The sequence below is a fragment of the Cloacibacterium caeni genome, assembly GCF_907163105.1.
GTDB lineage: Bacteria > Bacteroidota > Bacteroidia > Flavobacteriales > Weeksellaceae > Cloacibacterium > Cloacibacterium caeni_A.
Map to the genome: position 1 here is coordinate 1,504,193 of NZ_OU015321.1, position 17,690 is coordinate 1,521,882.

15 protein-coding genes are annotated in these 17,690 nt (G+C 32.1%); 5 read left to right on the forward strand and 10 right to left on the reverse strand.

What is annotated here, in order from left to right; genetic code table 11:
• Nucleotides 1–131: 131 nt before the first annotated feature.
• The 8 genes from KKQ76_RS06845 to polA all read right to left on the reverse strand — a co-directional run bounded on the left by KKQ76_RS06845 (nt 132) and on the right by polA (nt 10,723).
• Complete coding sequence (locus KKQ76_RS06845) at nt 132–1,616, reverse strand: lipopolysaccharide biosynthesis protein (protein WP_213196426.1); 1,485 nt, start codon at nt 1,614–1,616, stop codon at nt 132–134.
• A 20-nt stretch (nt 1,617–1,636) separates the two neighbouring features.
• Nucleotides 1,637–2,431, reverse strand: a complete 795-nt coding sequence (locus tag KKQ76_RS06850) for an FkbM family methyltransferase (RefSeq protein WP_213196427.1) — start codon at nt 2,429–2,431, stop codon at nt 1,637–1,639.
• Nucleotides 2,432–2,438: 7 nt separating this feature from the next.
• Nucleotides 2,439–3,476: a hypothetical protein gene (locus KKQ76_RS06855; protein ID WP_213196428.1), complete on the reverse strand. Its 1,038-nt coding sequence runs from the start codon at nt 3,474–3,476 to the stop codon at nt 2,439–2,441.
• A gap of 36 nt (nt 3,477–3,512) precedes the next feature.
• Nucleotides 3,513–5,177, reverse strand: a complete 1,665-nt coding sequence (locus KKQ76_RS06860; protein ID WP_213196430.1) for an amidohydrolase — start codon at nt 5,175–5,177, stop codon at nt 3,513–3,515.
• Between the two features lie 3 nt (nt 5,178–5,180).
• Complete coding sequence (locus KKQ76_RS06865; RefSeq protein WP_213196432.1) at nt 5,181–6,092, reverse strand: glycosyltransferase family 2 protein; 912 nt, start codon at nt 6,090–6,092, stop codon at nt 5,181–5,183.
• A 3-nt stretch (nt 6,093–6,095) separates the two neighbouring features.
• Nucleotides 6,096–6,365 carry a YciI family protein gene (locus KKQ76_RS06870; RefSeq protein WP_069797596.1) on the reverse strand — a complete coding sequence of 90 codons (270 nt, stop codon included), beginning with the start codon at nt 6,363–6,365 and terminating at the stop codon, nt 6,096–6,098.
• 13 nt (nt 6,366–6,378) lie between these two features.
• Nucleotides 6,379–7,683, reverse strand: coding sequence for an AbiH family protein (locus tag KKQ76_RS06875; protein WP_213196433.1), 1,305 nt, complete (start codon nt 7,681–7,683; stop codon nt 6,379–6,381).
• Nucleotides 7,684–7,879: 196 nt separating this feature from the next.
• Nucleotides 7,880–10,723, reverse strand: a complete 2,844-nt coding sequence (gene polA, locus KKQ76_RS06880) for a DNA polymerase I (protein WP_213196435.1) — start codon at nt 10,721–10,723, stop codon at nt 7,880–7,882.
• A gap of 299 nt (nt 10,724–11,022) precedes the next feature.
• On the opposite strand from polA, the gene KKQ76_RS06885 reads away from it, so the two are divergent.
• Genes KKQ76_RS06885 through KKQ76_RS06895 form a run of 3 tightly spaced genes read left to right on the forward strand, consistent with a single transcriptional unit; the run spans nt 11,023 to nt 12,649 of the window.
• Nucleotides 11,023–11,472, forward strand: coding sequence for a hypothetical protein (locus KKQ76_RS06885; RefSeq protein WP_213196436.1), 450 nt, complete (start codon nt 11,023–11,025; stop codon nt 11,470–11,472).
• A gap of 27 nt (nt 11,473–11,499) precedes the next feature.
• Nucleotides 11,500–12,279: a HipA family kinase gene (locus KKQ76_RS06890; RefSeq protein ID WP_213196438.1), complete on the forward strand. Its 780-nt coding sequence runs from the start codon at nt 11,500–11,502 to the stop codon at nt 12,277–12,279.
• Nucleotides 12,266–12,649, forward strand: a complete 384-nt coding sequence (locus KKQ76_RS06895; RefSeq protein ID WP_213196440.1) for a DUF3037 domain-containing protein — start codon at nt 12,266–12,268, stop codon at nt 12,647–12,649. Before KKQ76_RS06890 ends, KKQ76_RS06895 begins: the two co-directional genes overlap by 14 nt.
• Nucleotides 12,650–12,749: 100 nt before the next feature.
• Here KKQ76_RS06895 and KKQ76_RS06900 read toward each other — a convergent pair whose 3' ends face one another.
• On the reverse strand, nt 12,750–15,077 hold the full coding sequence (locus KKQ76_RS06900) for an ATP-dependent helicase (RefSeq protein WP_213196442.1): 2,328 nt from the start codon (nt 15,075–15,077) through the stop codon (nt 12,750–12,752).
• 327 nt (nt 15,078–15,404) lie between these two features.
• Nucleotides 15,405–15,575: a hypothetical protein gene (locus KKQ76_RS06905; protein WP_213196443.1), complete on the reverse strand. Its 171-nt coding sequence runs from the start codon at nt 15,573–15,575 to the stop codon at nt 15,405–15,407.
• Nucleotides 15,576–15,662: 87 nt separating this feature from the next.
• Between KKQ76_RS06905 and KKQ76_RS06910 the strand changes: the two genes are divergently transcribed.
• Together KKQ76_RS06910 and KKQ76_RS06915 are read left to right on the forward strand one after the other, a co-directional pair.
• The gene (locus KKQ76_RS06910) at nt 15,663–16,808 is read left to right on the forward strand and encodes a peptidase associated/transthyretin-like domain-containing protein (RefSeq protein ID WP_213196444.1); all 1,146 of its coding nucleotides are present in this window, start codon (nt 15,663–15,665) and stop codon (nt 16,806–16,808) included.
• A 1-nt stretch (nt 16,809) separates the two neighbouring features.
• Entirely contained in the window at nt 16,810–17,637 is an 828-nt protein-coding gene (locus tag KKQ76_RS06915; protein WP_213196445.1) for a GLPGLI family protein, read from the forward strand.
• The last annotated feature ends 53 nt before the right edge of the window (nt 17,638–17,690 follow it).

The window sequence follows — 17,690 nt, forward strand, 5'->3', positions numbered from 1 at the left end:
AATGGAAAAATAAAAGATTGTAACGAATAGCCCGACTTTTTCTTGCTTTGGCAAAAGTAAAGGCAGAAAAAGATTGCCCTGAATATTTACGATTTTAGATTTAGGATTTGGGATTTAGGATTTAGGCTTTTTTAAAATTTAAGGATAGACTTGAAGAAATCTTTGGTTAAAAATTTATCTAAAGGATAAATTCTCATAAAGTGATTCCCTACAAAGAAAATGATGAGAACCAAAGCTGGTTTGTATACCAAATTCAAAAAACTATTTGAAAAATTAGGCAAAACAATCGCCAAGGAAATGGCTAAAGTTGCTAAAATCACGCTGTATAACATTTCTATTGTAAAAGGAGAAACCTTGAATTGATAGTAGTTAAAAGCAATTTTGGTCAAGTTGAAAATCGTCAATGAAACGGCGTAAGAAATAGAAATTCCCAGAATTCCTAAACTGGTATTATTAATGAAATAAAAGTTAAGACTCGTGGTAAGAACCGCCAAAAACAACATCACATAAATATTAAATCGGTAATATTTTGACATGGAAATAATGTGACTGTTAAAACCTGTTGCCAATTCAAATAACAGTGCAAAACCAATCACCCAAACCAGCGGTTGCGCTTCCAGTAATAATTTTCCAGATTTTGGCATAAAATCCGTGAGATAAGGATAACCAACTGCAATACAAGAAAATAACACCAACCCAAGAAAAAATAAACTCAGAGAGGTTTTTTTATAGTAAACATCGAGTTCTTTAATGGTGTCGTCTGCAAAATGCTTACTAATGATTGGCGCAGAAATATTATACAATCCCATCGATGGAATGCTAATCAGTTGTACCACCGAAAAAACCGTGCTGTAAATTCCGTTTTCTTCGAAAGAAAGCTTTTCACCAATCATGTAATTGGAAATATTCAGTGCTAAAAAACTTCCTAAATTTCCTAAAAATCCATAAAAACTGTAATTCAAGATTTCTTTCCAAAGTTTATCTTTTTTGACAAAATCTGTACTGAAATCTGGCGATATTTTTTCTAGTTTATTGGTATACAAAACATAACCAATTAATCCCAGCCCAAAAATGCCTAAGAAAAATCCGTAAGATATTTTTTCTGAAGTTCCTAAGAAAAAGAACAGACAAAACGCTCCAAGATTGGCTAGTTTTGGGAAAATATTTTCAAAAATATTCGGAACAACGATTCTTTTGAAATTAGAAATATATCGGTTAAAAACTGCGGAAAGCGACATCACCAAAACCATTGGTAAAATCAAGCGCTTCATATCCCATAACTCAGAATCTTCTTGAAACGAATAAAAAATATAGAAAAATGCAAAAAATCCGAGTAAAAAAATAAAGAAATTAATCCCAACTCCAACTAAAGAAAGGCTAAAAAGATTCTGATGTTTTCCTTCTTCTTTCGCTTTCCCGAAAAAGTAAACGTTAGAATAACTTAACCCGAAAACCACAAAAGGAACTAGCATTAAGGTTGCCGATAAAACGAAACGCAGTTTTCCGTAGAAAACCATATCAAACGGAAATATGAAAATAGCAGAAACAGTTCCCAGTAAAAAACCAAGGTATCCTATGATAGAATATTTAAAACTTTGTCTGGCTACTACGCTCATAAATCAGGTTAAGGCAAAGGTTAAGATTGAGGAATAAAAATAATATTGTTAATGTAATTTTCGTAATCTTTTACAAAGATAGCATTTTGAGATTTGACAAACTCTTCTGTCAGTCTTTTCAATTCAAAAGTATTTCTCTGTAAATAATGCGCTTCAAAACCCCAATTTTCCACTTCTGAAATCATATTCCAAATCGGTTCTTTATGATGGCGCTGTTCTATTTCCACCATTACCGTTGGTTTAAATTTCAAAATGGTTTCCTTCGCTCCAAAAAGTGTTTTCATCTCGTTTCCTTCTACATCTATTTTGATGAAATCTACTTTTTCTAATTTTTGAATTGGAGCAAAATCATCTAGTTTTACCACTTTCACCTTTTGAATAATGGTTTTTTCTTCATTTTCTTCTCTGAAATCGGTCTGCAAAGTCCCTCTTGAATTTACTTTTTCACCTTTCAAAACTGGAATTTTAAATTCTGCCACCGTGTTTTCGTCTGACAAAGCCACCGAAAACAGTTTAACCTTCGGAAATAGCCTTTTCAATCTTCTGTTCAAAGATTTATTGGGTTCAAAAGCATAAATATTTTGAGGAAAAAGATGATATTCTAACTGATAAATAAAATGTCCCACGTTTGCGCCAACATCTATAAAAACAGCATCTTTAGGAAGAAATTCTGTTAACCAAAGCAATTCTGGCTCTACTTTTCTGGAAATAATATTTTCGCGAGAAAGTTGATTTTGTTTCTTAAAAAACCTCTGTTTATACAACTGAGGAATGATATATTGAGAAGCTTCTATAAGAATTTGGTAGAGTTTCATGGATTCATTATAAGAGTGCAAAAATAGTTTTTTCTAGTTCTTGTAAGACTTTTTCTTTGCTAAATTCTGAAAAATCTACATCTTTTTTGATAAATAGAAAATCTCCTAGACTTCCTTTTTCTGGAATAATAAAAGAATATTTTGAAGGATAATTTTTTGGGAAAACCGCCAATTTTCCATATTTAATCGCATCACCAATGTTTCCGCTCATTTTGGTAAAGCCGTAAATTTCTTTTTGACTAAAAAAAGCCGTTTCTTGTTGAATTGGGCACCACAAAACATCTGCTTTTTGCATAAAATGATCAAAAATATCTTGTAGAACTTTTTCTGTGAAATATTTGATGGAAATATTATCTGGTTTTGATTTCTCAAAATCTTGAAGCATTTCCAATTCTTTTCCCGATGCTTTCCCAAGGAATATAATTTCGAAAGGAAAATGAAAAATTTTAATTGATTTCAAAACTCTTTCATAATTTCTTCTTTTCTGCGAAACCGCTCCTGGAATGACAATAGTATAAGTTTCATTTTTAGGTTTTTCTAAAAATTTGGTGTAAAAAATCGGTAAGAATGTATATTTGTCAGGCTGAGCGGAGTCGAAGCCTCGGTCTAAAACCAAAAGATTTTTTGCTTTTTTGTAAACTTTTGACTTCCTCAATAAACCTTCTTTCAATAACAATTTCAAACGATACTGAAAATCTTCTTTGAAAACAGAGCTCAACAAATCAAAGTTTGAAGCTTTCACAAAATTCAAATTATGACAAATAATCGAAGTATTGAATTTCTCTGCAATTTTCTCAAAAACATTGAAGTAGCGATGAACTGTTCCGATGATAATCAAATCATAATTTTTAGTTTGAAGTTGTTTGAAAATCGTTTGATGGTTTGATTTTATTTTGTTCTCAGTTTCTTGTAAACCAAGCGTTTTCAGAATCTTTTCGCTGAAATAATAATCCACAGAAAATACTTTGGAATCATTCATTAATTCCATAAAATTCAGCGCAATTTCAGCGTGAGTATCGAGTTCTATGTATGCGATTTTTTTCAACTTTCTGAATTCATTATTTAAATGTTTCAAATGAATCTAATTATTAGGATTTCTAATTGGTTCTGGCACTTCTAATAAACCATTATCAAAAACTTTCTTCCCATCAATAAAAGTAGATACAACATTTACATTAAGTATAAACTTTTCATCAATTCTCATTAAATCTCTATCTAAAACTATAAAATCCGCATTTTTTCCCACTTCTAAACTTCCTCTTTCTTTTTCCTGAAATACAGATTTTGCCGCCCAAATGGTCATTCCACGTAATGTTTGTTCTCTGGTTAAAGCATTTTCTTTTTGGAAACCATTTTCAGGATAATTCTGCGCATCTTTTCTTGCTACTGCAGCCAAAAACGTTTTAAAAGGATTGATATCTTCCACAGGAAAATCTGTTCCCAATGCAACCCAACCGTTTTGTTTCAACAAATCTTGATAAGCATACGCCGTTTTGATGCGTTCACTTCCCAATCTTTCTTCCGCCCAATACATGTCAGAAGTGGCGTGAGTTGGCTGAACAGATGGAACAATATTATATTTTCCAAAATATTGAAAATCAGCAGGGTTTACAATTTGAGCATGTTCAATCCTCCATCTTTTATCGTTTTTACCTTTTAGAACATCACCATAAATTTTTAGAATTTCTCGGTTGGCAGAATCACCGATGGCATGAGTACACATCTGTAAATTACTCTTAATCAATTTTTTAGATAAATTTTCAAAATGAGATTTTTCGCTCAATAGAAAACCTCTCCATTTTGGTTTATCATGATAATCACTTAACAAACACGCACCTCTACTTCCCAAAGCGCCGTCTGCATAAACTTTAAAACCGCCAACAGTGATTTTTCCGTTCGTGTATCGACCTTTTTTAGTCCATTTTTCGTAATAATCAGGATTATCACTTAAAAGTGCAAAAACATTCATTTTCAACACTTTTTGCTTCTGAGATTTTTCTAAAAGTGACAAAGTATGTTCAGAAATCCCGCAATCATGAAGTGAAGTTAAACCGAAAGCAAAGCATTCTTTTTGCAACTCCCCGAAATATTTGATGGCCAAATCATCTTCAATCTCTGGAATCATTTTTTCTACCAAATCCATGGCATTATCAACTAAAATTCCAGTCAATTTTCCGTTTTTCTGTTCAATATCTCCTCCTAAAACTTTAGTTTCGGTTGTAATTTTGGCCAAATCCAAAGCTTTTTGATTGGCAATGGCAGCGTGACCATCCACTCTTTTTAGATAAACCGGACGATTAGGAAACAATTCATCTAATTTTTCTTTGGTTGGATATTCTTTTACCGCCCAATCATTCTGATCCCAACCTCTTCCATACAACCAAAATTTAGGAGCTGTTTCGCTGTATTTTTTGATTTTTTCTACAATTTCTTCCCAAGATTTAGTGCCAACCAAATCACTTTTCCAACGATCTGTTGCATAACCTGTAAAATGGCAATGCGCATCTATAAAACCAGGATAAATAGGCTTTTGTTGAGCATCAATTTTTTGAGTTGCAGTATAATTTTTTAGAATTTCTTTTCCTCCAACAGCTACAATTTTTCCTTTGGAAATCGCCATTGCTTCTGCGATATCAAAATTTTGATTTACCGTATAAATTTTAGCATTGTAAACAATTAAATCTGCTTTTTTTTGCGCGGAAAACAATCCGAAGAATAGTAAAAAGAGTATTTGTAGATTTTTCATATTTTATGATTTCATAATTTTTTTAAACATTTCACTCAAACGTAAATCTCTGATAAACGCAATTTCTTCTTGGCTTAAAACTCTAGGATTTTTCTGCTTCAAAAATGATTTCATGGTGATAAAAAACTCTGAAACCGATTTATTTTTCCAAGAAGATTTTGCGGAAGAAATTGCAGCTAATGGAAAATTAAGACCAATATTATAAAAATATTCTCCCAATTTCTGGGCTTTTTGAGATTTATATTTATAGGCAGTTGGGCGAAGATGTTTCACCCAAAGGTCTTGAAGTGTTACTGTTTCAAATCTGTGCATTTTACACAACATCACATCTATATTATCCCAACCGAGAACCGCTCTCAAACCTTTCATTTTCAGAAATAATTCTTTTCGGTAAGACTTTATAGGACCACGAACGTGATTTTTAGAAGACAGATTTTCGAAAATCCATTCATTTTGGTTGGTAAAATCGTGAAGCTGTAAAGTTGTAAAGTCGTTTTTGTCAGGCTGAGCGGAGTCGAAGCCTTTTTGGATATAAACCAAACCAGAGACCATACCTGCTTTTGGATTTTTTTCGTAAACTTCGTTTATCTTTTCTAAATAATTTTCAGGAAAAATAATATCTGCATCAAATTTACAAACCACATCAAAATTTTCTACATTTTCGGATTCTAAACCTTTATTAAAAGTTCTCACGACTTTTGCGCCGGGTTCGTGCTTTGATAATTTTAGATTATAGATTCTAAATTTTAAATTATTTTCTAAAAATTTTTCTACAATTTCATGAGTTTTATCGGTAGAACCGTCGTTCACAATGACGCATTTAAAATCCTGAAACGTCTGATTTTTCAGCGATTCTAAACACGGAAGTATGTTTTCTTCTTCGTTGTGAGCGGGAATTATAATGAGAAACTTCATGGATTACATTAATTCGTCATGCCATTCTTTGATGATTACTTTCGATACTAAACCTGTGGTTACAAAAGGGTCGCCTTTTACAAATTCTTCTGCTGATTCTCTGTCGGTGAAAATCGCCATCGCTCCTTCTCCCGGAATTGCAAACGGACCAATTCCCAATATTTTTCCAGCTTTCACAAAGATTTCTTCATTGGCTTGATGCGCAGGAAAAACTTCCATCATTTTCTCCATAGTCGTATCTGGTGCGGTTTCGTAAAGGACTACTGTTTTCATATTTTTTTTGGATTTATGCTAATTCATTAAATAAATTTTCTGGAGTGGATTCAAGAAATTGCAACCTTTTAGTTTTCATTAAGTCTTCAATGATGTTTTTATCTTGAATTACCGCTAAAAGATTTTTCAACAATTCTGCTTTTGCAGAAATTGAATGATAAAACACAATTATTTTATTATTCTCTCTTAATTTTATAATCTTAAAAACATCATTAATATAGTCTTTATCTGAAATATCTAAAGAATGCCCCCAAAAGTAAAATACATAGTTATGTTCATCTTTTGTCATTGGTTTTTCAAACTGTTTAATAACGTTATCTAGAAAAAGATAATCTGTATTTTTATGAAGTTTTTGAAAATATTTTGTAAATTGAAAAAGCTTATCATCTTTTAGTGAATTTTCAATTTCATCTACACCTAAAACTATTTCTAATTCTTCCAATTTATTACCCCAATTTTCAATTGATTTTCCATGTAAAAATTCGATTTTGTAAGATGTAAAATTATTATTATATAATTTTTGAAGAGAATTAGTATAATTAAAGGAATATATTTTTGTAACACTATTAAACAAAAATTTTTTGTTTTTTATAATGAAATTTTCTTTAATATCTTCTTTAAAATTTTTATAAAATGAATTAACAATGAAAATTAAATAGTCATTAAAAATTCCTATAAATTCTTCTAATGAATTGTATATTGAGTCAAAGAATTTTTTTTCCTTAAAATATTGTATTTCATTATCGATGGTTAATATAAAATTTTTATCTAGAATTGAATACCTATCACCATCTTCATCTTTAAATAAATTAAAATTTATAAGAATATTATGTTGTAACTTATTGTGAAAATAATTGTTACTATCATAATTACTTGTATAAAATTTACTCTCATCACCTAAAAAACCATATATTATTTTTTCAAAATCGCCACGATTAAAAGATTCAAAATAGATTGAAACTATTTTTAAAACTCTATTGATTTCAGTTTCAAAATCTATCCATGTTTCTATTTTAGAATCTTCAACGGTCTTTAAATATTGAAACCAACTATTTTTTATAAGTCTATCTTGAATTGATTTTAATTTATCAGAATTAAATTTAATGTTTTGAACATCATAACAATTTAAAATTCCATTATAAAAAAACTCATCTTTTTGTTTAAAACTTTCATTAAATAAATCAGAAAAGCTAACTTCAGAATCAGAAAAATTATAATTTCCTATTTCTCTCAAAATAGTTATCAAGTGATTATATTTTGTTGGCAAAAAATGCCTCAGATCAAATCCATTTCCTAAAATTACAATTTTCTCTGCCATAATATATAATTTCTATCGTTCCTACGGAACTACCTTTCAAATTCTACATTTTTCTTACAAACCTTTTGCTTCTACGAAGCAAAAATATTTTCAATTATAAACAAACTCAATAAAATTTTATAATTTTTAGATTGCTTCGTTCCTCGCAATGACAAGGTAATCTTCATTTTCAATTCTCAACTTTCAATTCTCAATTCTAATGCGCTTCCAACCAATTTTCACCCACGCCAACTTCCACCAATAAAGGAACTTCAGTTTTGTAGGCGTTTTCCATATTTTCTTTAATCAGTTTTTTGGCGATTTCTACTTCGTTTTCTGGTGCTTCAAACACCAATTCGTCATGCACTTGTAAAAGCATTTTGGTTTTCAGATGTTCCTGTTCCAGAACTTCCTGAATTTTAATCATCGCTAATTTGATAATGTCTGCAGCAGAACCTTGAATCGGAGCATTTACAGCATTTCTTTCGGCGTGACCTTTTACCACAAAATTATTAGAATTGATGTCTTGCAAATGACGTTTTCTGCCCAAAATCGTTTCTACATATCCTAATTTTCTGGCTTTCGCAACCTGTTCTGCCATAAATTCTTTCAATTTCGGATAGGTTTCGTAATAAGAATCGATGAGTTGTTTCGCTTCCGTTCGTGAAAGTCCAGTTTGCTCTGCCAAAGCAAACGCACCTTGACCATAAATAATTCCAAAATTCACGGTTTTGGCTTGTGAACGCTGTGTTTTGGTCACTTCTTCGATTGGGATTTTAAATAATTTTGCCGCAGTAGAAGCGTGAATATCTTCGCCATTTTGGAAGGCTTTTATCATATTTTCTTCGCCAGAAATTTCTGCAATCAAGCGCAATTCTATCTGAGAATAATCGGCAGAAATAAGTTTGTTTCCTTCATCTGCCACGAAAGCTCCACGAATTTGTTGACCACGCAAAGTTCTAATCGGAATGTTCTGTAAATTCGGGTTCAGAGAAGCCAATCTTCCTGTAGCAGCAGTAGTTTGCGAGAAATTGGTATGAACTCTTTTCGTGTCTTTGTCAATCTGATTCGGCAATGCATCTACATACGTTGATTTCAGTTTTTGGTAGGTTCTGTATTCTAAAATGTATTGTATAATCTCATGTTTAGAAGCCAATTTCTGCAAAATATCTTCCGAAGTAGCGTATTGACCAGTTTTGGTTTTTTTCGCTTTTGGATCTAGTTTTAATTTTTCAAATAAAATTTCGCCGAGTTGTTTCGGAGAATTCATGTTAAATTCTTCGCCACAGAGTTCAAAAATTTTGGTTTCAAGGTTTTTCAAGTCGTTTTCTAAATCCTTGCTTTCTTGAATCAACCAATTTTCGTCTAACGAAATTCCTGCAAATTCCATTTTGGCTAAAACGCGCATTAATGGCATTTCTATATGATAAAACAAATCTTCTACTCCTTCTTTTTTCAGTTGAGGAGCAAAAATTTCGTACAATTGAAACGTTACATCTGCATCTTCCGCAGCGTAACTCGTTTGTTCTTCGAGTGAAACATCACGCAATGTTCCTTGGTTCTTGCCTTTTTTGCCAATCAAACTTTCTATAGAAACAGGCTTATAATTGAGGTAAATCTCTGAAAGATAATCCATTCCGTGTCTTCCATCTGGATTTAGAAGATAATGAGCAATCATCGTGTCAAAAATCGCTCCTTCTACTTCCACACCGTAATGTTTCAGAACTTTATAATCAAATTTAAGATTATGAGCTATTTTTAAAATTTCTTTTTTCTCAAAAAACGGACGGAAAATTTCTAACGTTTTCTTCGCTTCTTCTTGGTTTTCAGAAATCGGAATGTAATAAGCCAGTCCTTTTCTGTAACAGAAACTCATCCCGATGAGTTCAGTTTCCATTTCATTAAGCGAAGTGGTTTCTGTATCAAAACAAACTACTTTTTGTGCCAAAAGATTTTTGACTAAAATTTTCTGAGCTTTTTCGGTATCAATGTATTGATAAATTTTATCCGTAGTTTCGATATTGAGCGTAGTAGAAGTAGATTGTTCTAGCGCTTCGAAATCTGCGAAAAGGTCTAATTGTAGAGCATTCTGCTTTCCGCTTTCCGCTTTCTGCGAGACTGGTTTTGAATCACTTTCATTCGCTGATTGCTGATTGCTGATTGCTGGTTGCTCATGATGAAACGCTCTGTACAGATTTTCATACAACCTTCTAAATTCTATCTCGTCAAAAATCTCACGAACTTTTTCGAAATCTGGAATATCTAAATCGTATTGCTCTTGGTGAAATTCAACGGGAACATCACAAATAATCGTTGCCAATTTTTTTGACAAAATCCCTCTTTCTGCAGAGTTTTCTACTTTTTCTTTCAGTTTTCCTTTCAGTTGAGAAGTGTTTGCCAAAAGATTTTCTATACTGCCAAATTCTTTCAAAAATTTCATAGCAGTTTTTTCGCCCACTCCTTCCAATCCTGGAATATTATCCACAGCATCTCCCATCATTGCCAGAAAATCGATGACTTGTTTTGGGTCTTCAATTTCGTATTTGGCTTTTACTTCTTCCACGCCTAAAATTTCTACATCGCCGCCTTTTAAACCCGGTTTGTAGATTTTAATTCTGTCGGTAACCAACTGCGCAAAATCCTTATCTGGCGTTACCATAAACGTGGTATAATTTTCTTTTTCGGCTTTATTGGCAATGGTTCCTATCACATCATCTGCTTCATAACCTTCTACTCCCAAAATCGGAATATGCATGGCTTCTAAAATCCTGTGAATATAGGGAACTGCGTTTTTAATCGCTTCTGGAGTGTCACTTCTGTTCGCTTTGTATTCTGTAAAATCAGCGGTTCTCACATTTTCTTTTCCTACATCAAAAACCACAGCCAAATGCGTAGGTTTTTCTCTTCTAATCAGCTCAATTAATGAATTGGTAAATCCAAAAATAGCAGACGTATCAAAACCTTTAGAAGTTAATCTAGGATTTCTAATCAGAGCGTAATAACCGCGAAAAATCATCGCATAAGCATCGATGAGAAAAAGTCTTTTGTCAGAATTTGTCATAAAAACAAAGATAGGGAAAAGTCAGAAGTCGGAAGTCAGAAGTTGGAAGAATTTTTTGTGAAGTTAAGAGTTGAAGATTTTCTTTCAAAATAAATATTTGAATCAAGTATTTTACTTATTTTTAATATATGAAAATTAAGCCATTTTTTACTTTCTTATTTCTTATTTTTATTGTTTTTCAATCTTGTAAAAAAGATGAAATCACCGATGATGAATATGAAATAATTAATCTTTTGACTTCTAAAATAAGTAAGCCAATTCCACCTCCTCCACCTTTACCACATTCAATTACCATGAAAATGGGAGAAAAAGAATTTGAAAAATTTCTTGAAAATGAAATGAGAAAAGATTCAATTGAAAATTCTAAAAAAACATTTCATATCTATTTTAAAGATTCATTAACAGGAATTGAAAAAGATTTTAAATACAAAATTTTTGAAAAAGTGAAGGGTTTTGAAGATTTTTATTTAAAAGAAATTGACGAAGACTTAATGAAGTCAAAAAAAATTGATTTGACTAAAATTCATTTTCCTAAAAATATAATTTTAGATAAAAATTACATTGGAGATTTCACTAAATGGAATGATGATTTCATAAGCAACTATTCTATTTCTAGAATTATTTTCAACAAAAATAAAGATAAAGCAGTAGTTGAATTTAATTCGTCAAATGGAGGAAGTAAAATTTACCTTTCAAAAGTTAAAGGAAAATGGAAGATAATTGAAGTTTTTGGATCTTGGGTTTCATAATATTTATTCTTTTGTACTTTTGCATCAATGAAAGACTTAAACTTAAGAAATGTTACGGTAATGCGTTACATTCTTCCGCTGCGTGAAGGTGGAAGTTTGCCTGCATTAGCAGAAGCGGATGATGATTTTAAATACGTTTTGAAATTCCGAGGCGCTGGTCACGGTGTTAAAATGCTGATCTCTGAACTTTTGGGCGGAAAAATTGCTGAAATTCTAGGTTTGAAAATTCCAGAATTGGTTTTTGCGAATCTAGATGTAGATTTCGGAAGAACTGAAGCCGATGAAGAAATTCAGGATTTACTGAAATTTTCAGAAGGCCTAAACTTAGGTTTGCATTATCTTTCTGGAGCTATTGCATATGATCCAAGCATGAAAATAGATGCACTTTTGGCTTCTAAAATTGTTTGGCTTGATGCGTTTATTACGAATATTGACCGTACTTTCAAAAATACTAATCTTCTTTGGTGGCATAAAGAATTATGGGTGATTGATAATGGAGCTTCTTTTTACTTCCATCATTCATGGCAAAATTTTGATGCAGCTGCGAAAACACCTTTCAAATATGTAAAAGACCACGTTTTGCTTCCTCAAGCCAGCAAATTAGACGAAGCTGATGCCTTTGCAAAATCGATTTTAAATGATGAAGTTTTCAGAACGATTGTGAATTTAATTCCTGAAGATTGGTTGCAGTGGAATGATGCCGATGAATCGCCAGAAGAAATACGAGAAATTTATTTTAATTTCTTGAAAACCAGATTAGAACATTCAGAAATCTTTTTAAACGAAGCCAAAAATGCAAGAGGATAAAATTTACGAATACGCAGTAATAAGACTTGTTCCGAAAGTTGAAAGAGAAGAATTTTTCAACATAGGATTGGTAATGTTTTCTAAGAAAGAGAAATACATAAGAGTAGAATTTTATCTCTGTAAAGACAAATTCCAACTGATGCACAGCAAATTAGACTACGATGAAGTTTTTAAAAATCTGGAAAACTTCCAAAAAGTTGCCAAAGGCGAAAAAGAAGGCGGCCCAATTGCTTTGCTGGAAATTCCTGAACGTTTTCGTTGGCTCACTGCAGTAAGAAGTGCTGTGATTCAAACATCCAGACCTCATCCTGGAAAATCTAAAGATTTGGACAAAACTTTTGACAGACTTTTTGAAGAATTGGTAAAATAAAGTTTATGAATTTCACGCAAAGACTCGAAGATTTTTCGCAAAGAACAATTAGAAATTCTGATTAAAAATAAAAAACGTGCAAATAAGCACGTTTTTTCGTTTATAGTTTCGTCAGTTTTGCAAATTTCAGGATTAGATTTTTTTCTCCTTCTGTTACAAATTTTACTTTAGCTTTAATGTTTTCTGGGTCAGTTCCATCAAGAAAAACTACTTCTCCTACTCCAAATCTATCATGGCGAACTCTGTCTCCTACTTCAATATCTTGAGAAGAATTTCCGCTCGGGTTGATGATTTTTGCCGAAGCAACCGGTTTTAATTTTTTAGGTAAAGGCAAAGATTCAGGTTCAGAAGAAGAAAGTTTCTTCTTTTCAATTTTTTTGAAAGTTCTCGGTTCAAAAGAATTATCACCAAAAATATCTGAACTTAATCCAGATTTATTCACAAATCTGCTTTCTACAGCCGGATTTAAGAATTCTATATACTCTTCGTTTACTTCGCTTAAAAATCTGGAAGGTTCTGCATCTGTAATTTTACCCCATTGAAATCTGGAAACGGCGTAAGAAAAGAACACCTGTTTTTCGGCTCTGGTTAAAGCTACGTAGAATAATCTTCGCTCTTCTTCCAACTCTTCACGCGTGGAAGAACTCATAAAACTTGGGAACAAATTTTCTTCTAAACCTACCAAATGAACCACTGGAAACTCCAATCCTTTTGACAAGTGAATCGTCATCAAAGAAACTTGGTCTTCGTTTTCAGATTTTTTGTCTTGGTCTGTAGAAAGTGCGATGTTTTCTAGGAAACTCGACAAACTTGGGTCTCCGTCTTCCAATTGCTGTTGTTCTTCAATGAAACCTTGCATAGAGTTCATGAGTTCTTGCACGTTTTCTACTCTGGAAATTCCTTCAGGAGTTTGGTCGTCTTTCAAAAACTTGATTAAACCACTTCTTTGAGCAACTTCCATTGCAACAGTGTACACATTTTCGGTTTTCAGCATCACTTGGAAGGCTTTAATCATGCTCCAAAAATCCGCCAACTTAGAAATCACGCCATTGTTAAAACCTAAATGTGGTGCATAAATTCCCAAATTATCTAAAACATTAGCCAAACTCACATTTTGTGAATCTGCAAAAACAATCAATTTATTCTGAGTGGTTTCTCCAATTCCACGAGTGGGATAATTGATGACTCTTAGCAAAGCTTCGCTGTCATTTTCATTGACCAAAAGTCTTAAATACGCAACCAAATCTTTAATTTCTTTTCTTTGGTAGAAACTTAAACCGCCATAAACTCTGTACGGAATATTTTTACGTCTCAGTGCATCTTCGAAAGCTCTGGTCTGGGAATTAGTTCTGTATAAAATGGCAAAATCTGTAAATTTTCTTTGGTTAGCGTTGTGCTGTTCCCAAATGTTATTCGCCACAAAATTGGCTTCGTCTGCATCTGAAAGCGCTCTGAAAACCTTTATTTTATCGCCCACTTCATTATCACTGAATACATTTTTTTTGAACTGTTCTTTGTTTCTGGCAATGACCACATTCGCAGCGTTCACAATATTCTGCGTAGAACGGTAATTCTGCTCCAGAGAAACGGTTTTGGCATCTGGATAATCTTTCTTGAAGTTCAAAATATTATAAATATTAGCACCACGGAAAGAGTAAATGGACTGCGCATCATCTCCTACCACACAAATATTTTCAAATTTTGAAGAAAGTGCTTTTACAATTAAATATTGAGAATGGTTGGTATCTTGGTACTCATCTACCAAAATATATCTGAAACGGTCTTGATATTTCGCCAGAACCTCTGGAAATCTCGTTAATAATTCGTTGGTTCTCAAGAGTAAATCATCGAAATCCATCGCTCCATTTCTGAAACATTGTTCTACATATTTCTCGTAGATTTGACCAATATATTTCATGTTGGCACGTTCGTCGGCTTCGATTAATTCTGGATTATTCTGATAGGCATGAACCGTGATGAGATTATTTTTGAAATTAGAAATTCTTGCCTGAACTTTTTTAGGTTTGTATAATTCTTGGTCAATATTGAGGTCTTTCAATACTTTTTTGAGAACATTCAGAGAATCTTGCGTATCATAAATGGTAAAATTAGACGGAAAACCCAGAAAATGCGCTTCGCTTCTCAGAATTCTAGCAAACACCGAGTGGAAAGTTCCCATCCAAAGACTTCTTGCATTGCTGTCTCCTACTACTTTTGCAATACGGGATTTCATTTCTTTGGCGGCCTTATTGGTAAATGTAAGCGCCAAAATATTAAAAGGATCAATTCCGTTGGTAATTAAATGTGCAATCCTCATCGTAAGAACTCTCGTTTTACCAGAACCTGCTCCTGCCAAAACCATCAATGGCCCGTGCAAAGTGGTAACTGCTTCATACTGAGGTTCGTTTAATCCTTTCAAATAATCCATATTTTACTGCAAATTTTTCTGTTGCGAATTTATGAAAATTTGTTGGGAGTTGGAAGGGGGAAGACAGAAGTTGGAAGACGGAAGTTGGAAGACGGAAGTCCGAAGTCCGAAGTTGGGAGATTGGTTGGAGATAATTTAGGTGGTTTGTTTGTCTTTTCGTAGGGAACTTAATGGAAAAGAAAACTCAAAACATTTTGAGCAACAAGCAACTATCCTGCCTTTAACATGCCTTTATCCTGCCTTTAACTTGCCTTTAACTTGCAAGTAAAACAATTACTTTTTACTGACATTCATTACACTTTCCTTTGACTTTCCTTTGACATTACTTTAGATAAAGTTAAGATTTTTAATAAGCTTTTGAGTATAAAGAATACTTTTGTATATTTGGTGATGCGCTAAATCCCAAGAACGGAAGCAAACTTCCTTCTCGGTACTTCGCAAATCCGCCGAACCGTTAGCTGTAATGTTCCCAAAAATCCCGATATTTAACGTTTCCATAACAAAATTTATAAAAACATTAAGGTGTAAAATTAAGATTGTATACGATAAATAACATTACTTTACGCAATCAAAAAAATCATTTATATGAAAAGAAAAATTATTCTTTTGTTTCTTTTTTACAGTTCTATTTTCTTGGCTCAAAAAACACAAATTGTGGACGCTGAAACTTCTCAACCGATTCCTAATGCACGGATTATCTCGGAAGGAAATATTTATTATACAAATGATGAAGGATATAGCCTGCTAAAAAATTCCAAGAATTTGGAAATCTCTGCTTCAGGATATGAAACATTAAAAGGAAATGATTTTAAACCAATTTTAAAATTAAAACCGATTTACAAAGAAATTGACGAAGTAAAAATTGTTTCAATTGATTTTCAAAAGATTCTAAAAGACGTTGCAAACAATTATTCCGATATCTATTATAATAAACCCATCATTTATAATGTAACGATTAAGCAAAAATCGCACGAAAATAATGATTTAAAACTTTTAATGATTGCCGATGGAAAGTTCTGGAGTAGAGATGGAGAATATAATGCAAAAGATGCTTTTAATGATAAATTTGATAGGTTTGTTCAAATACAAATTGATGACTTACGCTTCTTAAAATCAAAACCTTCCAAAAATAAAGTAAGAGAAAAAAAACCGGAAATTTCACACGATAATATTGGTGATATGTTTTTGAGTTATGAATTATGGAGAACTTACGGACTTTCTAAAATCAAGAATGCCAAAAAAAGCGGAAGATTGGTGTATGAAAATGGTGATGAACAAGAAATATCTTATTCAATAAAATCTGATTCGTCCCTAATATACACAGGGAAATTTATTTATAACAAAAAAGATAGAGCAATTACCCATTTTGAATTGGATTTTATTCAAAACAAATTCGAACCGAGAAAACTGAAAGATGAAAATGGAAATATATTTTTCAGACAATTAGGTGACGGAATTATTATGTTTGATTATTACAAAAAGGATGGGAAATATTTCCCTTCCAAAATATCTTTCAAAACTCAAGGTTTCAAGACAATAACCGATACCGAAACTTTTGAATACAGTTCAGAAAGAGAAATTATTTTTAAAAACTTTCAAGAAACAGACAAAAAAGGTTTGGAAAATCCTGTGAAAATAAACCAAGCATATTGGAATAATTTAAAAATAAGTGATGACAAAGGGGAAATTATTTTGACTAAAGAAGAACAAGAATTTATTAATGAAAAATAGTATGAAAACTAATTTTATTGCTTTGGTTTTAATTATTGTGTTCAATAATTATTCAATAGCACAAACACACCGCTTTATTTATGATGTGGTTTACAAAAAAGACTCTACTTCCAACATAACAACGAAAGAGAATTATATTCTTGACATCGGAACAAAGGAAACAAAATATTATACGTATGATTTTTTTGTGGCAGATTCTCTAATTACCAATAATATTCCTTTTCCGAAAGAGATGAAACTCAATACTTCGGATATTATCGTTCATAAAAATAACAACAATGAGTTTTTTCAATATGATTTATTAGAAAATACGGTTTTGCAACTTCAAACAAATGATACTCAAAAATGGAATTTATCTCAAGAAAAGAAAAATGTCAAAAATTTAAGTTTGCAAAAAGCAATAACAACTTGGGGCGGAAGAAATTGGACAGCTTGGTTTGCTGAAGAAATTCCGTTTCAAGAGGGACCATATAAATTTCACGGTTTACCCGGACTGATTGTTGAAATTTATGATGACAAGAAGAATTATCATTTTGAATTAGTAAGATCAGAAAAAATAAAAGAAGAAGAAAACCAATTTATCGAAATGTCTGAAAAATTGGGTATTCCTATAACTTGGGAAAAATATAAAACAGCAAAACTCAAATATTATGAATCACCAGTAAATTTTATTAAAAATAGTGCAGAAAACTCAGAGCAATTATATTTGAATGATGGAACTATTGTAAATTCTAAAAACAGTAAAGAAATTGATGAACAGCTAAAGAATTCTATCCGTAAATATAATAATCCGATAGAATTAGATAAAGTAATTGCTTATCCAAAATAACACTACAGCTAACATTGGTGCTTGTTGCACAACTCCTTTTTTTAGAAAATAGT